Source organism: Pseudomonas parakoreensis, assembly GCF_021602155.1.
Classification (GTDB): domain Bacteria; phylum Pseudomonadota; class Gammaproteobacteria; order Pseudomonadales; family Pseudomonadaceae; genus Aquipseudomonas; species Aquipseudomonas parakoreensis.
The window spans coordinates 286,842-305,478 of record NZ_BQHY01000008.1 but is presented as its reverse complement, the minus strand read 5'-3'; the positions used below and the strand labels follow the sequence as shown (position 1 = coordinate 305,478).

At 56.0% G+C, this 18,637-nt stretch carries 16 protein-coding genes and 2 pseudogenes; 8 read left to right on the top strand and 10 right to left on the bottom strand.

Annotated features, from left to right (window positions below; translation table 11 throughout):
* Positions 1–5: 5 nt before the first annotated feature.
* Together L6D63_RS15180 and L6D63_RS15175 are read right to left on the bottom strand one after the other, a co-directional pair.
* On the bottom strand, positions 6–1,202 hold the full coding sequence (locus L6D63_RS15180; protein WP_131671394.1) for an S-type pyocin domain-containing protein: 1,197 nt from the start codon (positions 1,200–1,202) through the stop codon (positions 6–8).
* A gap of 372 nt (positions 1,203–1,574) precedes the next feature.
* On the bottom strand, positions 1,575–2,522 hold the full coding sequence (locus L6D63_RS15175) for a LysR family transcriptional regulator (RefSeq protein ID WP_047291110.1): 948 nt from the start codon (positions 2,520–2,522) through the stop codon (positions 1,575–1,577).
* Positions 2,523–2,672: 150 nt separating this feature from the next.
* On the opposite strand from L6D63_RS15175, the gene L6D63_RS15170 reads away from it, so the two are divergent.
* Both L6D63_RS15170 and mmsB read left to right on the top strand, forming a co-directional pair.
* Entirely contained in the window at positions 2,673–4,199 is a 1,527-nt protein-coding gene (locus tag L6D63_RS15170) for a CoA-acylating methylmalonate-semialdehyde dehydrogenase (RefSeq protein ID WP_131671395.1), read from the top strand.
* 9 nt (positions 4,200–4,208) lie between these two features.
* Positions 4,209–5,096: a 3-hydroxyisobutyrate dehydrogenase gene (gene mmsB / locus L6D63_RS15165; protein ID WP_041066652.1), complete on the top strand. Its 888-nt coding sequence runs from the start codon at positions 4,209–4,211 to the stop codon at positions 5,094–5,096.
* Between the two features lie 247 nt (positions 5,097–5,343).
* Here the strand turns inward: mmsB and L6D63_RS15160 are convergent.
* From L6D63_RS15160 to L6D63_RS15130, 7 genes and pseudogenes are all read right to left on the bottom strand, one after another.
* Positions 5,344–5,508: pseudogene (locus L6D63_RS15160) on the bottom strand (cupin domain-containing protein); the annotation flags it as partial.
* Positions 5,509–5,589: 81 nt separating this feature from the next.
* The gene (locus L6D63_RS15155; protein WP_236170346.1) at positions 5,590–5,997 is read right to left on the bottom strand and encodes a TetR family transcriptional regulator; all 408 of its coding nucleotides are present in this window, start codon (positions 5,995–5,997) and stop codon (positions 5,590–5,592) included.
* A 1-nt stretch (position 5,998) separates the two neighbouring features.
* Positions 5,999–7,837: a site-specific integrase gene (locus L6D63_RS15150; protein WP_131671396.1), complete on the bottom strand. Its 1,839-nt coding sequence runs from the start codon at positions 7,835–7,837 to the stop codon at positions 5,999–6,001.
* Positions 7,837–9,444 (bottom strand): hypothetical protein, encoded by a 1,608-nt coding sequence (locus L6D63_RS15145; protein ID WP_131671397.1) that lies wholly within the window; start codon positions 9,442–9,444, stop codon positions 7,837–7,839. Before L6D63_RS15145 ends, L6D63_RS15150 begins: the two co-directional genes overlap by 1 nt.
* A complete protein-coding gene (locus L6D63_RS15140; RefSeq protein WP_131671398.1) occupies positions 9,441–10,577 on the bottom strand; it encodes a tyrosine-type recombinase/integrase in 1,137 nt (378 codons plus the stop codon). Before L6D63_RS15140 ends, L6D63_RS15145 begins: the two co-directional genes overlap by 4 nt.
* Before the next feature lie 188 nt (positions 10,578–10,765).
* Positions 10,766–10,951: pseudogene (locus L6D63_RS15135) on the bottom strand (cupin domain-containing protein); the annotation flags it as partial.
* Positions 10,952–10,985: 34 nt separating this feature from the next.
* On the bottom strand, positions 10,986–11,924 hold the full coding sequence (locus L6D63_RS15130) for a LysR family transcriptional regulator (RefSeq protein ID WP_131671399.1): 939 nt from the start codon (positions 11,922–11,924) through the stop codon (positions 10,986–10,988).
* A gap of 233 nt (positions 11,925–12,157) precedes the next feature.
* Here L6D63_RS15130 and L6D63_RS15125 point away from each other — a divergent pair, with 233 nt between their 5' ends.
* The gene (locus L6D63_RS15125; protein WP_131671400.1) at positions 12,158–12,922 is read left to right on the top strand and encodes a sulfite exporter TauE/SafE family protein; all 765 of its coding nucleotides are present in this window, start codon (positions 12,158–12,160) and stop codon (positions 12,920–12,922) included.
* On the opposite strand, the gene L6D63_RS15120 is transcribed toward L6D63_RS15125, so the two are convergent.
* The gene (locus L6D63_RS15120; protein ID WP_047291115.1) at positions 12,912–13,226 is read right to left on the bottom strand and encodes a putative quinol monooxygenase; all 315 of its coding nucleotides are present in this window, start codon (positions 13,224–13,226) and stop codon (positions 12,912–12,914) included. The two genes, L6D63_RS15125 and L6D63_RS15120, sit on opposite strands and share 11 nt — an antisense overlap.
* Positions 13,227–13,408: 182 nt before the next feature.
* Here L6D63_RS15120 and mdaB point away from each other — a divergent pair, with 182 nt between their 5' ends.
* The 5 genes from mdaB to L6D63_RS15095 all read left to right on the top strand — a co-directional run bounded on the left by mdaB (position 13,409) and on the right by L6D63_RS15095 (position 18,637).
* Entirely contained in the window at positions 13,409–13,999 is a 591-nt protein-coding gene (gene mdaB, locus L6D63_RS15115; protein ID WP_131671401.1) for an NADPH:quinone oxidoreductase MdaB, read from the top strand.
* A gap of 189 nt (positions 14,000–14,188) precedes the next feature.
* Positions 14,189–15,100: a LysR family transcriptional regulator gene (locus L6D63_RS15110; RefSeq protein ID WP_086793667.1), complete on the top strand. Its 912-nt coding sequence runs from the start codon at positions 14,189–14,191 to the stop codon at positions 15,098–15,100.
* Between the two features lie 103 nt (positions 15,101–15,203).
* Positions 15,204–16,097: an NAD-dependent epimerase/dehydratase family protein gene (locus tag L6D63_RS15105; RefSeq protein ID WP_131671402.1), complete on the top strand. Its 894-nt coding sequence runs from the start codon at positions 15,204–15,206 to the stop codon at positions 16,095–16,097.
* 314 nt (positions 16,098–16,411) lie between these two features.
* A complete protein-coding gene (locus L6D63_RS15100) occupies positions 16,412–17,761 on the top strand; it encodes a GntP family permease (protein WP_047291229.1) in 1,350 nt (449 codons plus the stop codon).
* A 15-nt stretch (positions 17,762–17,776) separates the two neighbouring features.
* Entirely contained in the window at positions 17,777–18,637 is an 861-nt protein-coding gene (locus tag L6D63_RS15095; RefSeq protein ID WP_047291119.1) for a MurR/RpiR family transcriptional regulator, read from the top strand.

The following is an 18,637-nucleotide window of genomic DNA, read 5'->3' as shown; positions in this document are numbered from 1 at the left end:
CTCCCTCAGAGGGTTGGGTCGGGTCGAATGATGTCAATTCTGGTAGGTGGAATTCTGGTGCCTCCGGGGAAGCCGGGTTTTCCTTTACCTACAACCGTACCACCCGTTTTCTCAATTTCAGGAAAGGCCGATTTCTGATTCTTGGTCAATGGCGCTGTATCGGATGATTTGCATTCGACACATGAGATTTCACCGTCAGCGTCTCGCCCAATGATATCAACTCGGGTTTTAACTCCGTTGTCGGCTTTAATTGTAACCTCGCGGGCTGCCTCGGGTCTGGTTTTGCTGTACTCCTCGAAGGATTCGTCTTCGTACTCTTTGCCTCTCTGCTTGTTCTTTTGCAGCTGTGTACTGAGCACTATATAGATTGGCTCAATGCCCGAGTCAGGGAACCAGATAATTGCATCTTGGAATTCAGGTGGATGTGCAGGGTTCGCCAACACCGTGTCAGTTTGTGCGGTCGGGGGATAAACCCACACTGGTGGTAATTGCGGAGCACCTTCCAGTGCAGGAATGCCCAGTACGCCATCAGGGTTTGCCGCTGGCGTCCAAGTGAGCCCAATCCCGTTGCCGATGTCAGCAACATATGTCTCACCGACTTTATCGCCCTTGATGACAGGGACATTCTCCCAATCCGTTTTACCGCCCGTGTAGAAGCCGTAGGCGTTAACGGAGCCATCCGGCAAAGTCTTCACGTTGACGCGTACACGGGTGCGGCCAGTTTCAAGCGTTGCGTATTGATCGTTCTTGTAGAAGGCGCTGTCCGGTGAAATGCTGGTGTTCGGGATCAGCATCCCAACCGTACCTGTTACAAAGCCAGCAGCAACAACACCTGATCCTTTCAGCAGGCCCAGTGATAGCGACCCGCCAAGACGTTGAGCAATTGCACTGCCAGTTGCAGACCCGCCCACCAGTTGGAGTGGGGTGCCTTGGGCGGTAATCGCTGCCCCGGTTCCAAGCACAGCCCACAGTCCGTAGTCGGCCAGTTTCTCAACAGGCACAAACCCGGATTGGTTCTTGTGGTCGATCACACCATCAGGGAGGTTGCAGCTCTTGGCAAACACACAGCCCATTGTGTCGGGCTTGTCTTCTGGTTTTGGTGATAGGTCTTTGTATTCCGCCCAACGCTGGGCATGGATATCGACAGGCTCAACACCGCTGTAGCGGTAGCCCTTTGGCGGGTTGGGTACATAGCCAGACATGCCGCTTCCTTTCGTCCTTGGGGAGTTCCAGCCTGTAGCTGGGCAGCATCGACGTTAGCGGGAAGCTCATGCAATGGCTGTAGGACAAATCCCAAAAGCCGTACTGAAAATTCCCTGTGTTCCATGTCAATTGCTGGAGGTGCGGAGGATAAATGGTTGGGGACGGACTTTGAATGGTGGCAGTTTGCCGTAGCGCTTTCATCGCAATCTTCGACAATGCAGCTGCCATGACAGCGTTAAATTCGAACAATCAAGATATAGGCTTCGATGCGCTTTCAAAGTTACAAGTCGTGTACCAACCTCTGTTACAAAACGGTTGAAAAAGGCCTGCTGACCTCGCTACGATGCGGCCACCTGATTCCTTGAAGATCATCAGTCAGCGAACTGCATCTCGCGAGTCTGCCCCATTAGCAAACCCTGATTGCGCTCGGTCACCTCACGGATGTAGTCCCACAGAAGGGTGATCCGCTTTAACTTCCTCAGATCTTCCCGGCAGTACATCCAGAACTGCCGGGTGATGTCGATTTCTTCGGGCAGCACCGGCAGCAGGCGCGGATCCTGCGCCGCGAGGAAGCACGGCAGAATGGCCAGTGAGCGCCCTTGTTGCGCTGCGACGAACTGCGCGATCACGCTGGTGCTGCGCAGGTTCGCGCTGGCGCCAGGCAGCACGTTCGCCAGGTACAGCAACTCCGAGCTGAACGCCAGGTCATCCACATAACTGATGAATTGATGCTTGCCCAAATCGGCCGGGCGGCAAATCGGTGGGTGCTGGTCGAGGTAGTCCTGGGTCGCGTACAGCTGCAAGCGGTAGTCGCAGAGTTTGCAGCACACGTACGGGCCATGCTCCGGGCGCTCCAGCGCGATAACGATATCGGCTTCGCGTTTGGACAGGCTGATGAAGTGCGGCAGCGGCAGGATGTCCACCGAGATTGCCGGGTAGGCGTCGACGAAATGGCTCAGCTGCGGCGTGATGAAAAAGCTGCCGAAACCTTCGGTGCAGCCCATGCGCACATGGCCCGACAGTGCCACACCGGAGCCGGAGACCTGCTCGCAGGCCATGTGCAATGTGCTTTCAATCGACTCGGCGTAGCCCAGCAGACGCTGGCCTTCGGTAGTCAGCACAAACCCGCTGGTGCGCGATTTTTCGAACAGCAGCGTACCCAATGCCGCTTCCAGCGAACTGATGCGCCGCGACACTGTGGTGTAGTCGACGGCGAGGCGTTTGGCTGCGGTGCTGGCTTTGCGGGTGCGGGCGACTTCGAGGAAAAACTTCAGGTCGTCCCAGTTCAGCGACCCCAGGGAGGTGATGTTTTTTTGCATGATGGACGGGCTTATATGTGCGTTCTTATTAGAAGTTTGCACATCTATACTCCAAAAACAGTCCGACAACCAATTCGTGACACACGCCTCATCTCAAGGCGAACCCTTTCGCCTTGGCTCCTACGATAAAAACAAGTTTCGGAGACCAGCATGAACGCATCGCTTACGCCTAACGAAACCACGGTCCAGAAGGTCAAGCTGCTGATCGACGGCGAGTGGGTCGAATCGCAGACCACCGAGTGGCACGACATCGTCAACCCGGCGACCCAGCAAGTGCTGGCCAAAGTACCGTTCGCCACCGCTGCTGAAGTCGATGCCGCCATCCGTGCCGCACACCGCGCCTTCCAGACCTGGAAACTGACCCCGATCGGCGCGCGGATGCGCATCATGCTCAAGCTGCAGGCGCTGATCCGCGAGCACTCCAAGCGCATTGCCGTAGTGCTGAGCGCCGAGCAGGGCAAGACCATTGCCGACGCCGAGGGCGATATTTTCCGTGGCCTGGAAGTGGTCGAACACGCCTGTTCCATCGGCACTCTGCAAATGGGCGAGTTCGCCGAAAACGTGGCGGGCGGCGTCGATACCTACACCCTGCGCCAGCCGATCGGCGTGTGCGCCGGCATCACCCCGTTCAACTTCCCGGCGATGATTCCGCTGTGGATGTTCCCGATGGCCATCGCCTGCGGCAACACCTTCGTCTTGAAACCTTCGGAGCAGGATCCGCTGTCGACCATGCTCCTGGTGGAACTGGCGATCGAGGCCGGCGTTCCGGCGGGCGTGCTCAACGTGGTGCACGGTGGCAAGGATGTGGTTGATGGCCTGTGCACCCACAAGGACATCAAAGCCGTATCGTTCGTTGGTTCGACCGCAGTCGGCACTCACGTCTACGACTTGGCCGGCAAGCACGGCAAACGCGTGCAATCGATGATGGGCGCGAAGAACCACGCCGTGGTGCTGCCGGACGCCAATCGCGAGCAGGCGCTGAATGCGCTGGTCGGCGCCGGTTTCGGTGCGGCCGGTCAGCGTTGCATGGCCACCTCGGTGGTGGTGCTGGTCGGTGCGGCGAAACAATGGCTGCCGGACCTGAAAGCGCTGGCGCAGAAACTCAAGGTCAACGCCGGCAGCGAGCCGGGCACCGATGTCGGCCCGGTGATCTCGAAGAAAGCCAAGGCGCGAATTCTCGATCTGATCGAAAGCGGCATCAAGGAAGGCGCCAAGCTGGAACTTGATGGTCGCGACATCAAGGTGCCGGGCTACGAGCAAGGCAACTTCGTCGGTCCGACCCTGTTCTCGGGCGTGACCACCGACATGCAGATCTACACCCAGGAAATCTTCGGCCCGGTGCTGGTGGTGCTGGAAGTCGACACCCTTGATCAGGCCATTGCGCTGGTCAACGCCAACCCATTCGGCAACGGCACGGGCCTGTTCACCCAGAGCGGTGCGGCGGCGCGTAAATTCCAGAGTGAAATCGACATCGGCCAGGTCGGCATCAACATCCCGATTCCGGTGCCGGTGCCGTTCTTCAGCTTCACCGGCTCGCGCGGTTCGAAACTGGGCGACCTCGGCCCGTATGGCAAACAAGTGGTGCAGTTCTACACCCAGACCAAAACGGTCACGGCGCGCTGGTTCGATGACGACAGCGTCAACGACGGCGTGAACACCACCATCAACCTGCGCTGAGGACTGGCCATGAAAATCGCATTTATCGGTCTGGGCAACATGGGCGCGCCGATGGCGCGCAACCTGATCAAGGCCGGCCATTCGCTGAACCTGGTGGACCTGAACAAGACTGTGCTGGCGGAGCTGGAGCAACTGGGCGGCACCATCCGCGCCTCGGCCCGTGAAGCGGCGCAAGATGCCGAACTGGTGATCACCATGCTGCCGGCGGCGGTGCATGTGCGTAGCGTCTGGCTCGGTGAGGACGGTGTGCTGGCCGGTATCGGCAAAGGGGTGCCGGCGGTGGATTGCAGCACCATCGATCCACAGACCGCCCGCGATGTGGCCGCCGCTGCCGCCAAACAGGGCGTGGCCATGGCCGATGCACCGGTCTCCGGCGGCACTGGCGGCGCGACCGCAGGCACGCTGACCTTCATGGTCGGCGCCACTCCGGAACTGTTTGCCACCCTGCAGCCGGTGCTGGCGCAGATGGGCCGCAACATTGTGCATTGCGGTGAAGTCGGCACCGGGCAAATCGCCAAGATCTGTAACAACTTGCTGCTGGCGATTTCGATGGTCGGCGTCAGCGAAGCCATGGCGCTGGGCGATGCACTGGGGATCGACACCTCGGTGCTGGCCGGAATTATCAACAGCTCCACCGGGCGTTGCTGGAGTTCGGAAATGTACAACCCGTGGCCAGGCATCGTCGAAACGGCACCGGCCTCGCGTGGTTACACCGGCGGGTTTGGTGCCGAACTGATGCTCAAGGATCTGGGGCTGGCCACCGAAGCGGCGCGCCAAGCGCATCAACCGGTGGTACTCGGCGCGGTGGCGCAGCAGTTGTATCAGGCGATGAGCCAGCGCGGGGAAGGTGGCAAGGACTTCTCGGCGATCATCAACAGCTATCGCAAGCCGCAGTAACTTGGACATCAATACTTTTTGTGGCAACGCAGACTTTGTGGTGAGGGGATTTATCCCCGATCGACTGTGTAGCAGTCGCAACCACTGAGCCTGCGTTTCAACTGACACAATGCGGGGGGGCGCTTTGCGCCCATCGGGGATAAATCCCCTCGCCACAAATCTCACAGACGCCACAACCATGGCGTCAGCCAGAATGCAGTAGGTGTTGCCGGGAAATCACGTCGGGTGGTTTCCCGGCTTTTTTGCATCAGGCGAAAACGAAATATTTGCGTACGGTCTCGACCACTTCCCAAGTGCCTTTCATCCCCGGTTCAACCACGAAGATGTCGCCGGCACGCAGGTGAATCGGCGCCATGCCGTCCGGGGTGATGATGCAATAGCCTTCCTGGAAGTGGCAGTACTCCCATTTTTTTGGTAGACCCTATAACACTGTTATCTTAATGAAACCCTTGCAGGCTGCGGGCTAGCGATTTGTAACAGAGTCGCGATTTTTTTAGATTTTTTTCAAATCTACGACGTTGGTGCTAGCGAGTCTCGACGACATCTCCGCATTCTGAAACATCAAAGCAGCATTCACTGAAGCTATCTCGGACAGTTGTGCACGTAGAGCCTTGATCTCGGCACGAAGGACGGACGTCGTTTGGCGCTGCTTGCTAAGGGCTTGCTTGGTATCGTCTCGTTGCTGGCGAACATGATTGTTTGACAGCAATCGGATCTGCTCCGCGAGATCAGGGTAGTTATTGTGAATAGTCGCATTACTTACCCCTGCTTCTTCGGCAACAGCTTTAATAGAGATTTTTCGATCTTTAGCCACAACCTTCGGACGGCCGTTTGTAATCGAGATGATGGCAAGGCGTATAGCCTTTCTTGTTTGCTCTCCCTTTGACAGATTCTTGTCCATTTCAGTAATCCAACTCCACGGGTACGCCAAGATCCTTCAAAACCTTCGCGCATCTAGCCACATCTCTTCGGACGCGCTCTAATCCGGATTCTCCGATGTCATCCAACTTAAGTAACTCTCTCTGCTGATCGTAAATGTCACGCCAAATTGGTAGCTTGGTGTCATCAATTATTGAATTTACACAACCCCCACAGCGCGTCGTTTCTAGGCCCGTTCCACCAGTACAGTTGCCTAAATCGTTTGTACACCAAGCCACTGAGGTTGCTCGAATGTGAACGAAATCAGAAACTATTCTCACCATCTCTGCTCTGTTTTTATATGTTTTAATTTTAGCAGTTCTGAATTTTTTGATGCCTTCTGCTAGGCCTCCGCTGAGCGGCGTAGACTCATCAAGCATATGTGCAACGATACTTTCTTTCGCTTCGCTGTAGGCCAGCATTAGCTCATGTAAGAGTTCAGCGTCTTTTTGTTCATGCGCGGCATAGAGAGCTGTCATGTCTAGGCTCCAATGCTTGAAGTGTTTTTTAAGGTAACGAAGGTCACCATGAGTACTCCGCACTACATAGACAGCAAAAGTTCTTCGGAATTGATGAGAGGCCAGTTTCCATTTGAGTCCAATCTTCTTGCAGTAAGTTGTCAGCAAGTAGGAAAGATGCTCTCCTGATACGGTGGTGATTTCATGAGTCGCATTGTGTTTACCGAGAAATATGGAATCCTTATGTAAGGCCAATTGCGCCGCGTCGTGGCAATCTGGGTTCGCAATGAGAAGTGCAGATATTTTGAGTCGCAACTCAGCTCTTAGATTCTCCGTGATTTGAGCAGCAACAGATATCGCTTTGTGAGTGATTTCTGTAACAACCCACTCAGTATCGCCTTCATAAGTCTTTTCTGAACGACCGCGCATCCAATATATGGTATTTCCATCAGCGTCCTCAGTTGTATAGCAGCAATCCTCTTTGATCGACAGGAGCTCGTGGCTCCTTACGCCACTAGTCGTAAGAATTACTATCATGCAAGCTGAAAGAGTTTGCGTTAGTTCTATCGTTATATCACGGCGATCGCCGTCGTAAGCTTGACTTCTTAAATATGGAGTTGTATATCGCGCATTATTTTTATGGGAAGATAGCGCGGAAACGATCCTAGAGCACTCATTCCTAAGATTGATCAGATACTCTGCCCGTTCTAGGCGAGTGACTGATGATTGGAACAACCTGGCCAAGACTGCGTCGGGGATAATTGGTGTTTTGCCTTTGAGATACCAGTCTGTACCATTTATCCCAGCTAGGGTTGCAGCTGAGGACTCGGGCCACGGGTGTGGCATCGGATCAAAAGTGTTCTCACTTAGCGAATGAAGAGTCTCCACGCTACTAAACCTGACGTTGAGGGCGTGAGGAGAAAGAAATTCTCCTTTACGCCCCTTTGCGCTTTTTGATACCAGCGCGTAATTGGAGAACAAAATGGGATTGATTGTTTCTAAGCAGTCAGCATGTTCACTGATATATCGCAGAAACGTATAGGCACCTACAAATAGGTTTCGGATGGTGTTCCCTCTGGGGGGGTGACCAAACAAACCAGATATCGAGTATTTTAGGATGCACACTTTCAAAATGTGAACAAATTTAGGCGGTATGATTTTGAAATTTAAGCGCTTAGTTGATCTCTTAGCGCTCGCCGTGAATCGAGAGTCAGGAATTATCCAAACGTCATCAGTGAAGCGACTGAGCACAACGAGTTTTCCAGCCGGCGTGGTTACGTAAGAAAAAATAGCCTTAGAGAAATTATTAGTTACCAGAGCTTGTCTGGTATCAATATCCGTTGAAAGGACGTCCGCGCTATTCATCAAGCTTCGTCCGATAAATTGAAATTGGCGTTTGCGGAAGATGATCGCCAAAGAGTGTGTGGGTTTATGGCTGCCATTTCTTTTCCCTTCTTTACATGCGCCATGTCAAACTTGGGAGAGATGTCCCTATCGATAATTTTTAGGATGTGTGCGTATTCACGACTCCAGCGTTTAGAGCCAAGTTCAGATCTAAGGGATACGACGTGGTTGTAAAAGCTAAATAACTTGTGCAGGTCATCTACTGTGACGACAAAGCTCTCGCATTTGAAACACGCAAATACTTCTAGGCAAATCGCGCCATTTTTTGGCGCTCTGTGACCATTCCGGATGTCCTTGCAGCTGGCAACTGACGTCCGCTCCGTGGCTGTCGCTAGTAACTCGCGGTTCCTAACCTCACCCATGAAAGCATGGTTTTTTTCTGCATCAACAGGTGGGGCGAGATAGTGATCATCACTAACCTTTACGGAGTGCCCAGCGAGGGCTGCGGCCACCACAGGATCGTTACCCGCAAGCTCAAATATTCTGTTGGAGAAGGTTTTCCTCAATCTAGATATATTAACTGTTAGGCGTTGCTGGCTGTCATCGTTGAGTTGATACTGTTCCACCAGCTGCTTTCCAGCGGCTAGAACGATATCTGCCTTGAGTCGCGCCGGCTTAGGGTCAATCCTATTGCTCTGTTGGAAGATAAAAAGCGAATCAGGGAAATCGCTTTTCATTCTGAGGATCTGATTCCTTTGCTCGATCATGGTGAAAATAGAGTCAACACGTGGCGCAATCTCACAAACATTTTCAATCTTAGAGCTGCCAGCTAGCGAGGTGATTTGAGTATTTTTACCTCGGCGTTTAAATGTAATTAGCAGCCGTTTATTAGGGTGAAATGGATGCGGTTGTAGCGCGTCAACTCGTAGTTCATATAGCGGTTGAGCGTTCAGGCCTGTGCAAGTCGAAATCCATAGTAAACACAGGCTAAGATCGTAAGCAGATAGAGGCAGAAAGTCATTTTTGATACGGTGAATTTCGGTTGATAGGGCCTGCGCTATTTTTCTTCTTTCTGTGGTTGTGTATGCTTTTTCGCCCTTGTACCGTTTATTTATATTTGGGTAAGGGGTCTTCGGGAAAATACTTTTCAAGTCGAAGTGCTTGATTGCTACAAGTACGGATTTGGTTTTGAGGTAGTATGTTCGCTGGGTTACATAGCTGGAGGTTGCTGCGAGATGTTGCATGTAGTTTTGGATAAACGATTTGTCTAGGTCGGTTATTTTAAGCTCGGTGCTTTTTGTGGCTGCGATCCATATCTCACAGAATTTAAATAGATTGCTTAAGCCAGCTACGCAATACGAGGCAATGGTGCCGATCGTTAGTTTTGATTGGTTGCTGTTAATCGATTTTCGCAAAAGCATGCTAATGGTCGATTGACAACTTATAACGATATCATCGAAGCCTTTTCCGTAGAATTGGCCGAAGTCAAAAAAGCGCAAAGTAGTAGTGCTTGGAGGGAACTCTATAAAAGTCTGCTTCGGGATTGCAGTTCCGTTCGCTTCCTTGTTTTCATCACTCAGCGCCGAGAGCAGGCTTGGGTCATTGATCTTATAGTTCTTCCTCTTCACTGGGTGATACCTCGGCACAACTCGTCGAGTTCGTTTTGGTAATCATCCATCACATCGCTTTCGAGTATGTCTAGGACGTGTAGATATTTTTCAGTGGTACTCAAACTAGAATGCCCCATCCTATCCCTGATGTACATTAGTGGATCGAACCTGCATTTAAGTTTACGTAGTAGGTATAGAGAGTGTGTTGCATATGTATGGCGCAAAATATGGGGGCGGACCAGGAATGGTAAGCCTAGGTCATTATAAATCTTGTTTAAGCCTCGCCCGTTGCTACTCCACGGCATCCCTGTGGAGTTAAGGAATAGAATAGATTGAGGGGTTTTGCTTAGCGAAGCCCTAGAGCCGCGCTCAAGCTGAATATACCTCCATAAGTCTTTTATCAGAGATATAGGTATGTCTATTCCTCTAGGCTTGCCACCCTTCAGAGTCATGTCCTCGGGTTTAAGGTCAACGCGAACATGGAATTGAGAGCTTTCATAAGTTGCTGGGTTTTTAACGTACTTGGTCGGGAAAGTCAGCAGTTCTTGCTTGCGAAGGCCAGTGGCGAGAGCTAATCTCGTTATAAGTTTGTGTTCGATGTTTGTGATGGAATTAAGTAGTTCTGAAACTTGAGTGTGAGTAAGTACGTTTATCCTAGTTTTAGTGCTCCGCAACAGGATATCTACAGTGGGCTTCCATCCGCCGCTAGTGTCCGTATGCGCTAGAAAACTTTTTGGTGTCGTAACTCTTACGTCCTCAATTTGATAAGGAAGAGAGCGTATCCAGCCTTTTCGCAATGCGAATTTGTAGAATTTAATCACGATGCGCAAGCGCGCGTTCACTGTGCTAGTTGCGAGTCCGCAATCCGTGATGCTCCAGTCTCTGTATACGGAGAGTATAGTATTGTCTCTATCTGTATTTTCCTTCCAGTCGAGATTGTTTGTATTGCAGAACGCTAGAAAATCGTAGATTGCTGACCCATAAACAGCCCAGGATCCCTCGCTTTTTACGCGCCCTCGCTTAATGCATTCGTTAATCAAAAACTCGAACGGCTCTTCGAGAATGACCATAGAATCGCTGAGTATCAGGGGGAAGTTGGGATAGGGCCTTCCCATGATAATGAAACTTTCAGTCGAGAAAAAAAGGTTCATCAACAGCGAATTCCAATGATGAGCACAGGCGTCCGAGTGGGTTGCGTCTGGTAAACGTTATGGAAGGGACGGATAAGTTCTGGGATGTTCACGTTGGACGCCGCAGGACAGGATGGCCGCGACTATAGGTATGAATCAGAGATGGGTCAATTTTGATATAACAGTGTTAGGTCTACTAATCACTTCACGTAGTCGACCCGCCACTTGCCCGGGGTGCAGATCCAGGTGCCCATGATCTTGCTGCCGTCTTCGCTGGTGTAGGCGTTGAGGTTGACAGTGTGCGGGTCACCTTCGAGTTTTTCCCATTTGCAGGCATCGAGTACCGGCAGCGGGTGGGTGTCGCGCAGAACGGTGATGGGGGCGGTCGCGGTCATGGGAACTCCGGGCAGAGGGATTTGAAGTCGAACCCTATAGCGCCTGCTCGCCGTTCAGTTGTCTGTGCTCGACATCGAACTGCTCAGAAACGCGCGGATCAGTGAGCGCGTGTAACAACGCGCGGGCGTAATTCGGCAACGTAGCGAAGTCTCGGGCGCACAACATGAGCGTGCGGCGTGCCCACGCCTCATTGAGCGCAACCCATTTGAATGAACGCAATGCGCTTCGCTCGACAGCGGCCAGCGGCACAATTGCCAGCCCGACACCTCGGGCGACCATGCGTAGCACCCCGTCGAATCCGTCGGCGCGGATGCGGATCTGCATCCGCGAGCCGCTGTGCAGCGCTTGTTCTTCCAGATACACCGCCAGCGCGCTGTCGGCGCGCAGTCCGACAAAGTCATGCTGCAGGGCGTCGCTGAAACGGACTTCGGCAGCGTCAGACAATGGGTGGTCGAGGGGGAGGATCAGCACCAGCGGATCGGCACGAAATGGCAGGGTCTGCAGGTCGCTGGTGTCTACGGCGTCGGACACAATCCCGAGGTCCGCCGCGCCCTGGCGCAAGGCATGAGTGATGCGCGCGCTGGGCAATTCCTGCAGGTCGATGTCGAGGTTGGGATGCTCGCACAAAAAGTCCGCCAGCACTTCCGGCAGGTATTCAGTGATCGCGGTGGTGTTGCACAGCAACCGTACCTGGCCTTTGACGCCTTGGGCGTAATCGGCCAGATCCTGCTGCATGCGTTCGGACTGTTGCAGGAGGACGCGCGCATGTTGCGCCAGCGCCTTGCCGGCCGGCGTCGGGCTCACGCCACGGCGCCCGCGCTGCAGGAACTCGGTGCCGAGTGAAGCCTCCATGGCCCGGATGCGCGCACTGGCGGCGGCCAGCGACAGATGACTGCGGGCGGCGCCGGCGGTGATGTTGCCGCTGTCGAGGATGTGCAGGTAGAGGCGCAGGTCGGTGAGGTCGAAGTGCATGGGGGCAGCCTCTGGTCTTCGTGGTTTCTGGGCGGGCCCTATCGCTGGCAAGCCAGCTCCCACAGGATGTGTGTTGTGCACAAAATCTGTAATCCACACTGAAACCTGTGGGAGCTGGCTTGCCAGCGATAAGGCCAGAAGTCTCAATCAAGTCTTCAGCCTCTTGTATTGAAAGAGGCAGCCCCAGTATATGGCAGATTTTCAGCACACCCGCCAAGGCGCACAGTAGCGCCATGAACGCACTCGCAGACTTCTATCAAAACCTCGGCTTGGCCTTATCGCTGCTGGTCATCGCCACCTTCATCATGGCCGGTCTGGTCAAAGGGGTAATCGGTCTCGGCTTGCCCACTGTCGCGATGGGGCTGCTGGGTCTGGCTATGGCCCCATCACAGGCAGCCGCGTTGCTGATCATTCCGGCGACGCTGACCAACGTTTGGCAACTGGCCTTTGGCGGGCATCTGAAAGGACTGATCAAACGCCTGTGGCCGCTGCTGCTGATGATCTTCCTCGGGACCGCCGTCGGCACGTTGTCGATCGGCATGGCGGGCGGGCATTGGGTGGTGCGCGGCTTGGGCGCGGCGTTGTTGCTGTATGCGTTGAGCGGGTTGCTGCTGCCGACCCTGCAGGTCAATCCCCGGCATGAGCCGTGGCTCGGCCCGCTGTGCGGGCTGATCACCGGAGTCATCACTTCGGCCACCGGCGTGTTCGTGATACCGGCGGTGCCGTACCTGCAGGCGCTGGGTTTGCAGCGTGATGAACTGGTGCAGGCGCTGGGCCTGTCGTTCACCGTCTCGACCCTGGCGCTGGCCGGCGGCCTGCTCTGGCGCGGCGCACTGGGCAGTGGCGAATTAAGTGCGTCGCTGCTGGTGCTGATTCCCGCGATGCTGGGCATGGGGTTCGGCCAATGGCTGCGGCAGCGCATCAGCGCCGTGCTGTTCAGGCGCGTGTTCTTTATCGGACTGGGCGCGCTTGGCACCCATTTGCTGATCAGCGGCTAGCCGACGAGGCGCTAAGCATGTCGATCCGCCGGATATCGAAATCGCGCTCCAGGTACGTCATGCGGTTGTCGAAAAACTCGCGCATGTGCGGCAGGTTTGAGTGCACATCCAGATGCGCCTGGCTTTCCCAGATCTCGTAGAAGATGAACAGCGTCGGGTCTTCCTGGTCGCGCAGCATGTGGTACTCGATGCAGCCCGGCTCGGCGCGGCTCGGTTCGACATAGGCGCGAAACAGCGCTTCGAAGGCCTCGGCTTTCTCCGGGCGGGTCTTGGCGTGCAGGATGAAACCGTGGCGTTCACTCATCAGAACAACTCCTCAAATGCAGATGGCTGCCAATGCTATTGCAACAATCTGCATTCCATTCGTGCTTTTTGATCAAATGTATTTTGCGCCGACGCGGCTTATTCCGCGCGAGATGGATGGTTAACCTGCCGCCATTCGTTTTCCCATCTTTCTCCAGCCCAATGGCTGCGCGAGGCGTTCTGATGAAAAAAGTGTTATTGCTCAATGGCGGCAAGAAATTCGCTCACTCCGACGGTCGTTACAACGCCACCCTGCACGAAACTGCACTGAGCGTGCTGGATCGTGGTGGTCTGGATGTCAAAACCACGTTCATCGACGAGGGGTACGACGTCGCTGAAGAAGTGGCGAAATTCCTCTGGGCCGACGTGATCATTTATCAGATGCCGGGCTGGTGGATGGGCGCGCCGTGGACCGTGAAAAAGTACCTCGACGAAGTCTTCACCGAAGGTCATGGCAGCCTTTATGCCAGCGATGGCCGGACCCGTTCCGATGCGTCGCAGAAGTACGGCAGCGGCGGCCTGATTCAAGGCAAGCAATACATGCTGTCGCTGACCTGGAATGCACCGCAGCAGGCGTTCGACGACCCGAGCGATTTCTTCGAAGCCAAAGGTGTCGACGCGGTGTATTTCCCGTTCCACAAGGCCAACGAGTTTTTGGGCATGACCGGATTGCCGACGTTTCTCTGTGTGGACGTGATGAAGCGGCCGAACATCGAAAATGATGTGGTGCGGTATGAGCAGCATCTGACTGAGGTGTTTGGTCTCAAGGCTTGAGGTGAGTTCATGTGGTGAGGGTTTTAACTGTGGTGAGGGGATTTATCCCCGATGGGTCGCGCAGCGGCCCCCGATCTTGATCTCAAAAAGCGGGGGCCTGCTGCGCAGTCCATCGGGGATAAATCCCCTCGCCACAGGGGTGTTCTCTCTCCACAATGGATTTTGTGCGATGACCAATAAGGGACACCCGTGAAAGCCAGATCCGATGAGTTGCAGATTTTCGTCTGCGTGATCGAGTGCGGTTCGATTTCCGCCGCCGCCGAACAGGTCGGGCAGACGCCGTCGGCGGTCAGCCGCACGTTGTCGCGGCTCGAAGCCAAGCTCGACACCACGCTGATCAACCGCACCACGCGGCGCATGGACCTGACCGAGGAGGGCAAGTATTTCTTCGAGCAGGCCAAGCTGATTCTCGATCAGATGGATGCGCTCGAAGAGCGTCTGTCCTCGCGCCAGCAAACCCCGTCCGGGCGTCTGCGGATCAACGCTGCGTCGCCGTTCATGCTGCACGCCATCGTGCCCTACATCGACGAATTCCGTGGCCTGTACCCGGACATTCAGCTCGAACTCAACAGCAATGACCTGATCATTGACCTGCTGGAACAAAGCACCGATGTCGCCATCCGCATCGGCACTCTGGCCGACTCCACGTTGCATGCGCGCTCGCTCGGTTGCAGTCCGCTGCTGATCGTCGCCAGTCCGGCGTATCTGGAGCAGCACGGCGCGCCGCAGCAGGTGGCGGACTTGAGTGATCACGCCCTGCTCGGTTTCACCCACAACGAAGGCCTCAATCAGTGGCCGCTGCGTTACGTGCACGGTGACCGTTGGCCGATCACTCCGGCCATCAGCGCCTCCAGCGGTGAGACCGTGCGCCATCTCGCGCTGGAGGGGCAGGGCATTGCCTGCCTGTCGCACTTCATGACCATCGACGACATTCGCGCCGGGCGCCTCAAGGTGTTGCTGGCGGAGTTCAACAGCGGTTATCGCCAGCCGATCAACGCGGTGTACTACCGGAACTCGCAACTGGCGCTGCGCATCCAGTGCTTCCTCGACTTCATCCAGAGCAAACTCGCGGCGTACGCCAGTGCTGATTTCAAAGGCTGATTCGTGACCCCTGCGCAACAGTGAATTGGGCGAGGGCGGGTTTTTCCATCGGGGTGACCGGTCGATACTCGCTGCATCACTTATTCACGCAGGGAGTTTCTCCATGAACGTATTCATCACCGGCGCCGCCGGTTTTATCGGCGGTTCCATCGCCACCGGTCTGGTCCAGGCCGGGCATAATGTCACCGGCCTGGTGCGCAGCGCCGAACAGGCGGATGAGCTCAAGGCATTGGGCATCACCCCGGTGATCGGCACCCTCGAAGACAGTACATTGCTGGCCGATCAGGCCCGCGCCGCCGATGCGGTGATCAATGCCGCCAGCAGTGACCATCGCGGCGCGGTCGAAGCCTTGCTCGATGCCCTGCGCGGTTCGAACAAAGTGTTCCTGCACACCAGCGGTTCGAGCATCGTCGGCGATGCCTCGGGCGGCAAATCCAGCGACGTCATCTACTACGAAGACAATCTGCCGGAGCCCACCGTCGACAAGGCGGCGCGCGTGGCGATCGACAAGCTGATCCTCGCCGCCGCACAGGACGGCGTGAATTCGGCAGTGATCTGCAACACCCTGATCTACGGCCACAGCCTGGGCGTCAAGCGCGACAGCGTGCAGTTGCCGCGTTTGCTCAAACAAGCACGTAAAAGCGGTGTGGTGCGGCATGTTGGTACTGGCCAGAACATTTGGTCCAATGTGCACATCGAAGACGTCGTCGACCTCTACCTGCTGGCGCTGACCCGGAATGTGCCTGGCACTTTCTACTTCGTCGAAAGCGGTGAAGCCTCGTTCATCGACATGACCACTGCCATGGCTGAAGCGCTGAATCTGGGCCAGCCACAAGACTGGCCACTGCAAGACGCCGAAGCCGAATGGGGCTACGAAATGGCCAACTACGGCCTCGGCTCCAACAGCCGCGTACGCGGCAAACACGCCCGCGAACAGCTGGGCTGGGCGCCAAAGCGTACGTCGGTGGTGGAGTGGATTCGTAACGAGATGGTGTGAGTCGTACTCCAGCCATCCCGGCACCACCGAACCTGTGGGAGCTGGCTTGCCAGCGATAGCGGTGCACCCGTCAGCAAATGTGTTGAATGTGCAGCCGCCATCGCTGGCAAGCCAGCTCCCACAAGTTTTTGTGTTTGCCTGGGAACCATGTAAATCCCGCCCCGCGATTTTCATTAATTGCGACAAGACATATCCAACAGCGACACGCCTTACCTCTCCACGAAAATTACTTTCATGGCGTTTGAAAACTCGATCTCGAAATGATTTATGAGTTTCACAACCCATTCGAACGTGACCCTTTCGAGGAGTACCGCATGACACCTTCCTTCGGCTATTGGCTGCTGATGTATGCCGCCGTCGCCATCATCGCCTTGATCGTGCTGATCGCCCGTTACCGGCTCAATCCGTTCATCGTCATCACGCTGATTTCCATCGGTCTGGCGCTGGTGGCGGGCATGCCGCCGTCGGGCGTGGTGGGGGCGTATGAGGCCGGGGTGGGCAAGACGCTGGGGCATATTGCGCTGGTGGTGGCGCTGGGGACGATGCTCGGCAAGATGATGGCCGAGTCCGGCGGTGCGGAGCAGATGGCTCGCACCTTGATCGAGAAATTCGGCGAAAAGAACGCGCACTGGGCGATGGTTTGCATCGCGTTTCTGGTCGGCCTGCCGCTGTTCTTCGAAGTCGGCTTTGTGTTGCTGGTACCCATCGCCTTCACCGTGGCGCGGCGGGTGGGTGTGTCGATTCTGATGGTCGGCCTGCCGATGGTTGCCGGCCTGTCGGTGGTGCATGCGCTGGTGCCGCCGCACCCGGCGGCGATGCTCGCGGTGCAGGCTTATCAGGCCTCGGTCGGGCAGACCTTGCTGTATGCGATTGCCATCGGTATTCCCACCGCAATCATCGCCGGCCCGCTGTACGCCAAATTCATCGTGCCGCGCATTCAACTGCCGGCGGATAACCCGCTGGAAAAACAATTTCTCGACCGCGAGCCGCGCGACAAACTGCCGGGGTTCGGCATCACCATGGCGACCATTCTATTGCCGGTGGTGCTGATGCTGATCGGTGGCTGGGCCAACCTGATCTCCACGCCGGGCAGCGGTTTCAACCAGTTCCTGTTATTCATCGGCAACTCAGTGATCGCACTGTTGCTGGCGACCTTGCTGAGTTTCTGGACGTTGGGCATCGCTCAGGGTTTCAACCGTGAATCGATCCTCAAATTCACCAACGAGTGCCTGGCACCGACCGCCAGTATCACTTTGCTGGTCGGCGCCGGCGGTGGTCTGAACCGGATTCTGGTGGACGCCGGGGTCACCGATCAGATTGTCGGGCTGGCCCACGAATTTCACCTGTCGCCGCTGATCATGGGCTGGCTGTTTGCCGCGTTGATGCGGGTGGCCACCGGCTCGGCCACCGTGGCGATGACCACCGCATCCGGCGTGGTCGCGCCGGTGGCCATTGGTCTGGGTTATCCACACCCGGAATTGCTGGTGCTGGCGACCGGCGCCGGCTCGGTGATCTTTTCCCACGTCAACGACGGCGGCTTCTGGTTGATCAAGGAATACTTCAACATGACGGTCGCGCAGACGTTCAAGACCTGGACCGTGCTTGAGACCCTGATCTCGCTGGTCGCTTTCGCTTTGACCGTCGGCCTTTCTTACCTGCTGTAACCGGAGCCCGCCGCCATGGACATCCTTTATCAGATCCGCGCTCGTCAGGATTCCTTCAGCGCCGGCGAAGGCCGCATCGCCCGGCTGATGCTCGACGACGTCGGTTTTGCCGCGAGCGCCAGCCTCGAAGATCTCGCACAACGGGCCGAAGTCAGTACCGCCACGTTGTCACGTTTTGCCCGCACGGTGGGCTGCCGCGACCTGCGCGATCTGCGCCTGCAACTGGCCCAGGCCAGCGGCGTTGGCAGCCGTTTTCTCGACCCGGCGGGTACCCCTGAACAGTCGGCGTTCTACGGGCAGATTGTCGGCGATATCGAAACCACGCTGCGCCAGCATCTGGCCGGATTCGACGAATCACGCTTCGCCGACGCGGTGAAAATGCTCGGCCAGGCGCGGATGATTCATGCGTTCGGCATGGGCGGTTGCTCGACCCTGTGCAGCGATGAATTGCAGGTACGCCTGGTGCGCCTCGGCTACCCGATTGCAGTGTGCCACGACGCGGTGATGATGCGCGTCACCGCCGCCAGCCTGAACGCCGAGCACGTGCTGATCGTCTGCTCGCTGACCGGTATCACTCCGGAGCTGTTGGAAACCGTCGAACTGGCGCGCAACTACGGCGCACGCATTCTGGCCATCACCCGCGCCGATTCGCCGCTGGCCGAACTGGCCGACATCGTTCTGCCGCTGCAAGGCGCGGAAACTTCGTTCATCTACAAACCGACGGCAGCGCGCTACGGCATGTTGCTGGCCATCGATGTGCTTGCGACCGAGCTGGCGCTGGCCAATCCTGAAGACAATCAAGAGCGTCTGCGGCGGATCAAACTCGCCCTCGACGAATACCGTGGCGGCGACGATCACCTGCCGCTGGGAGACTGA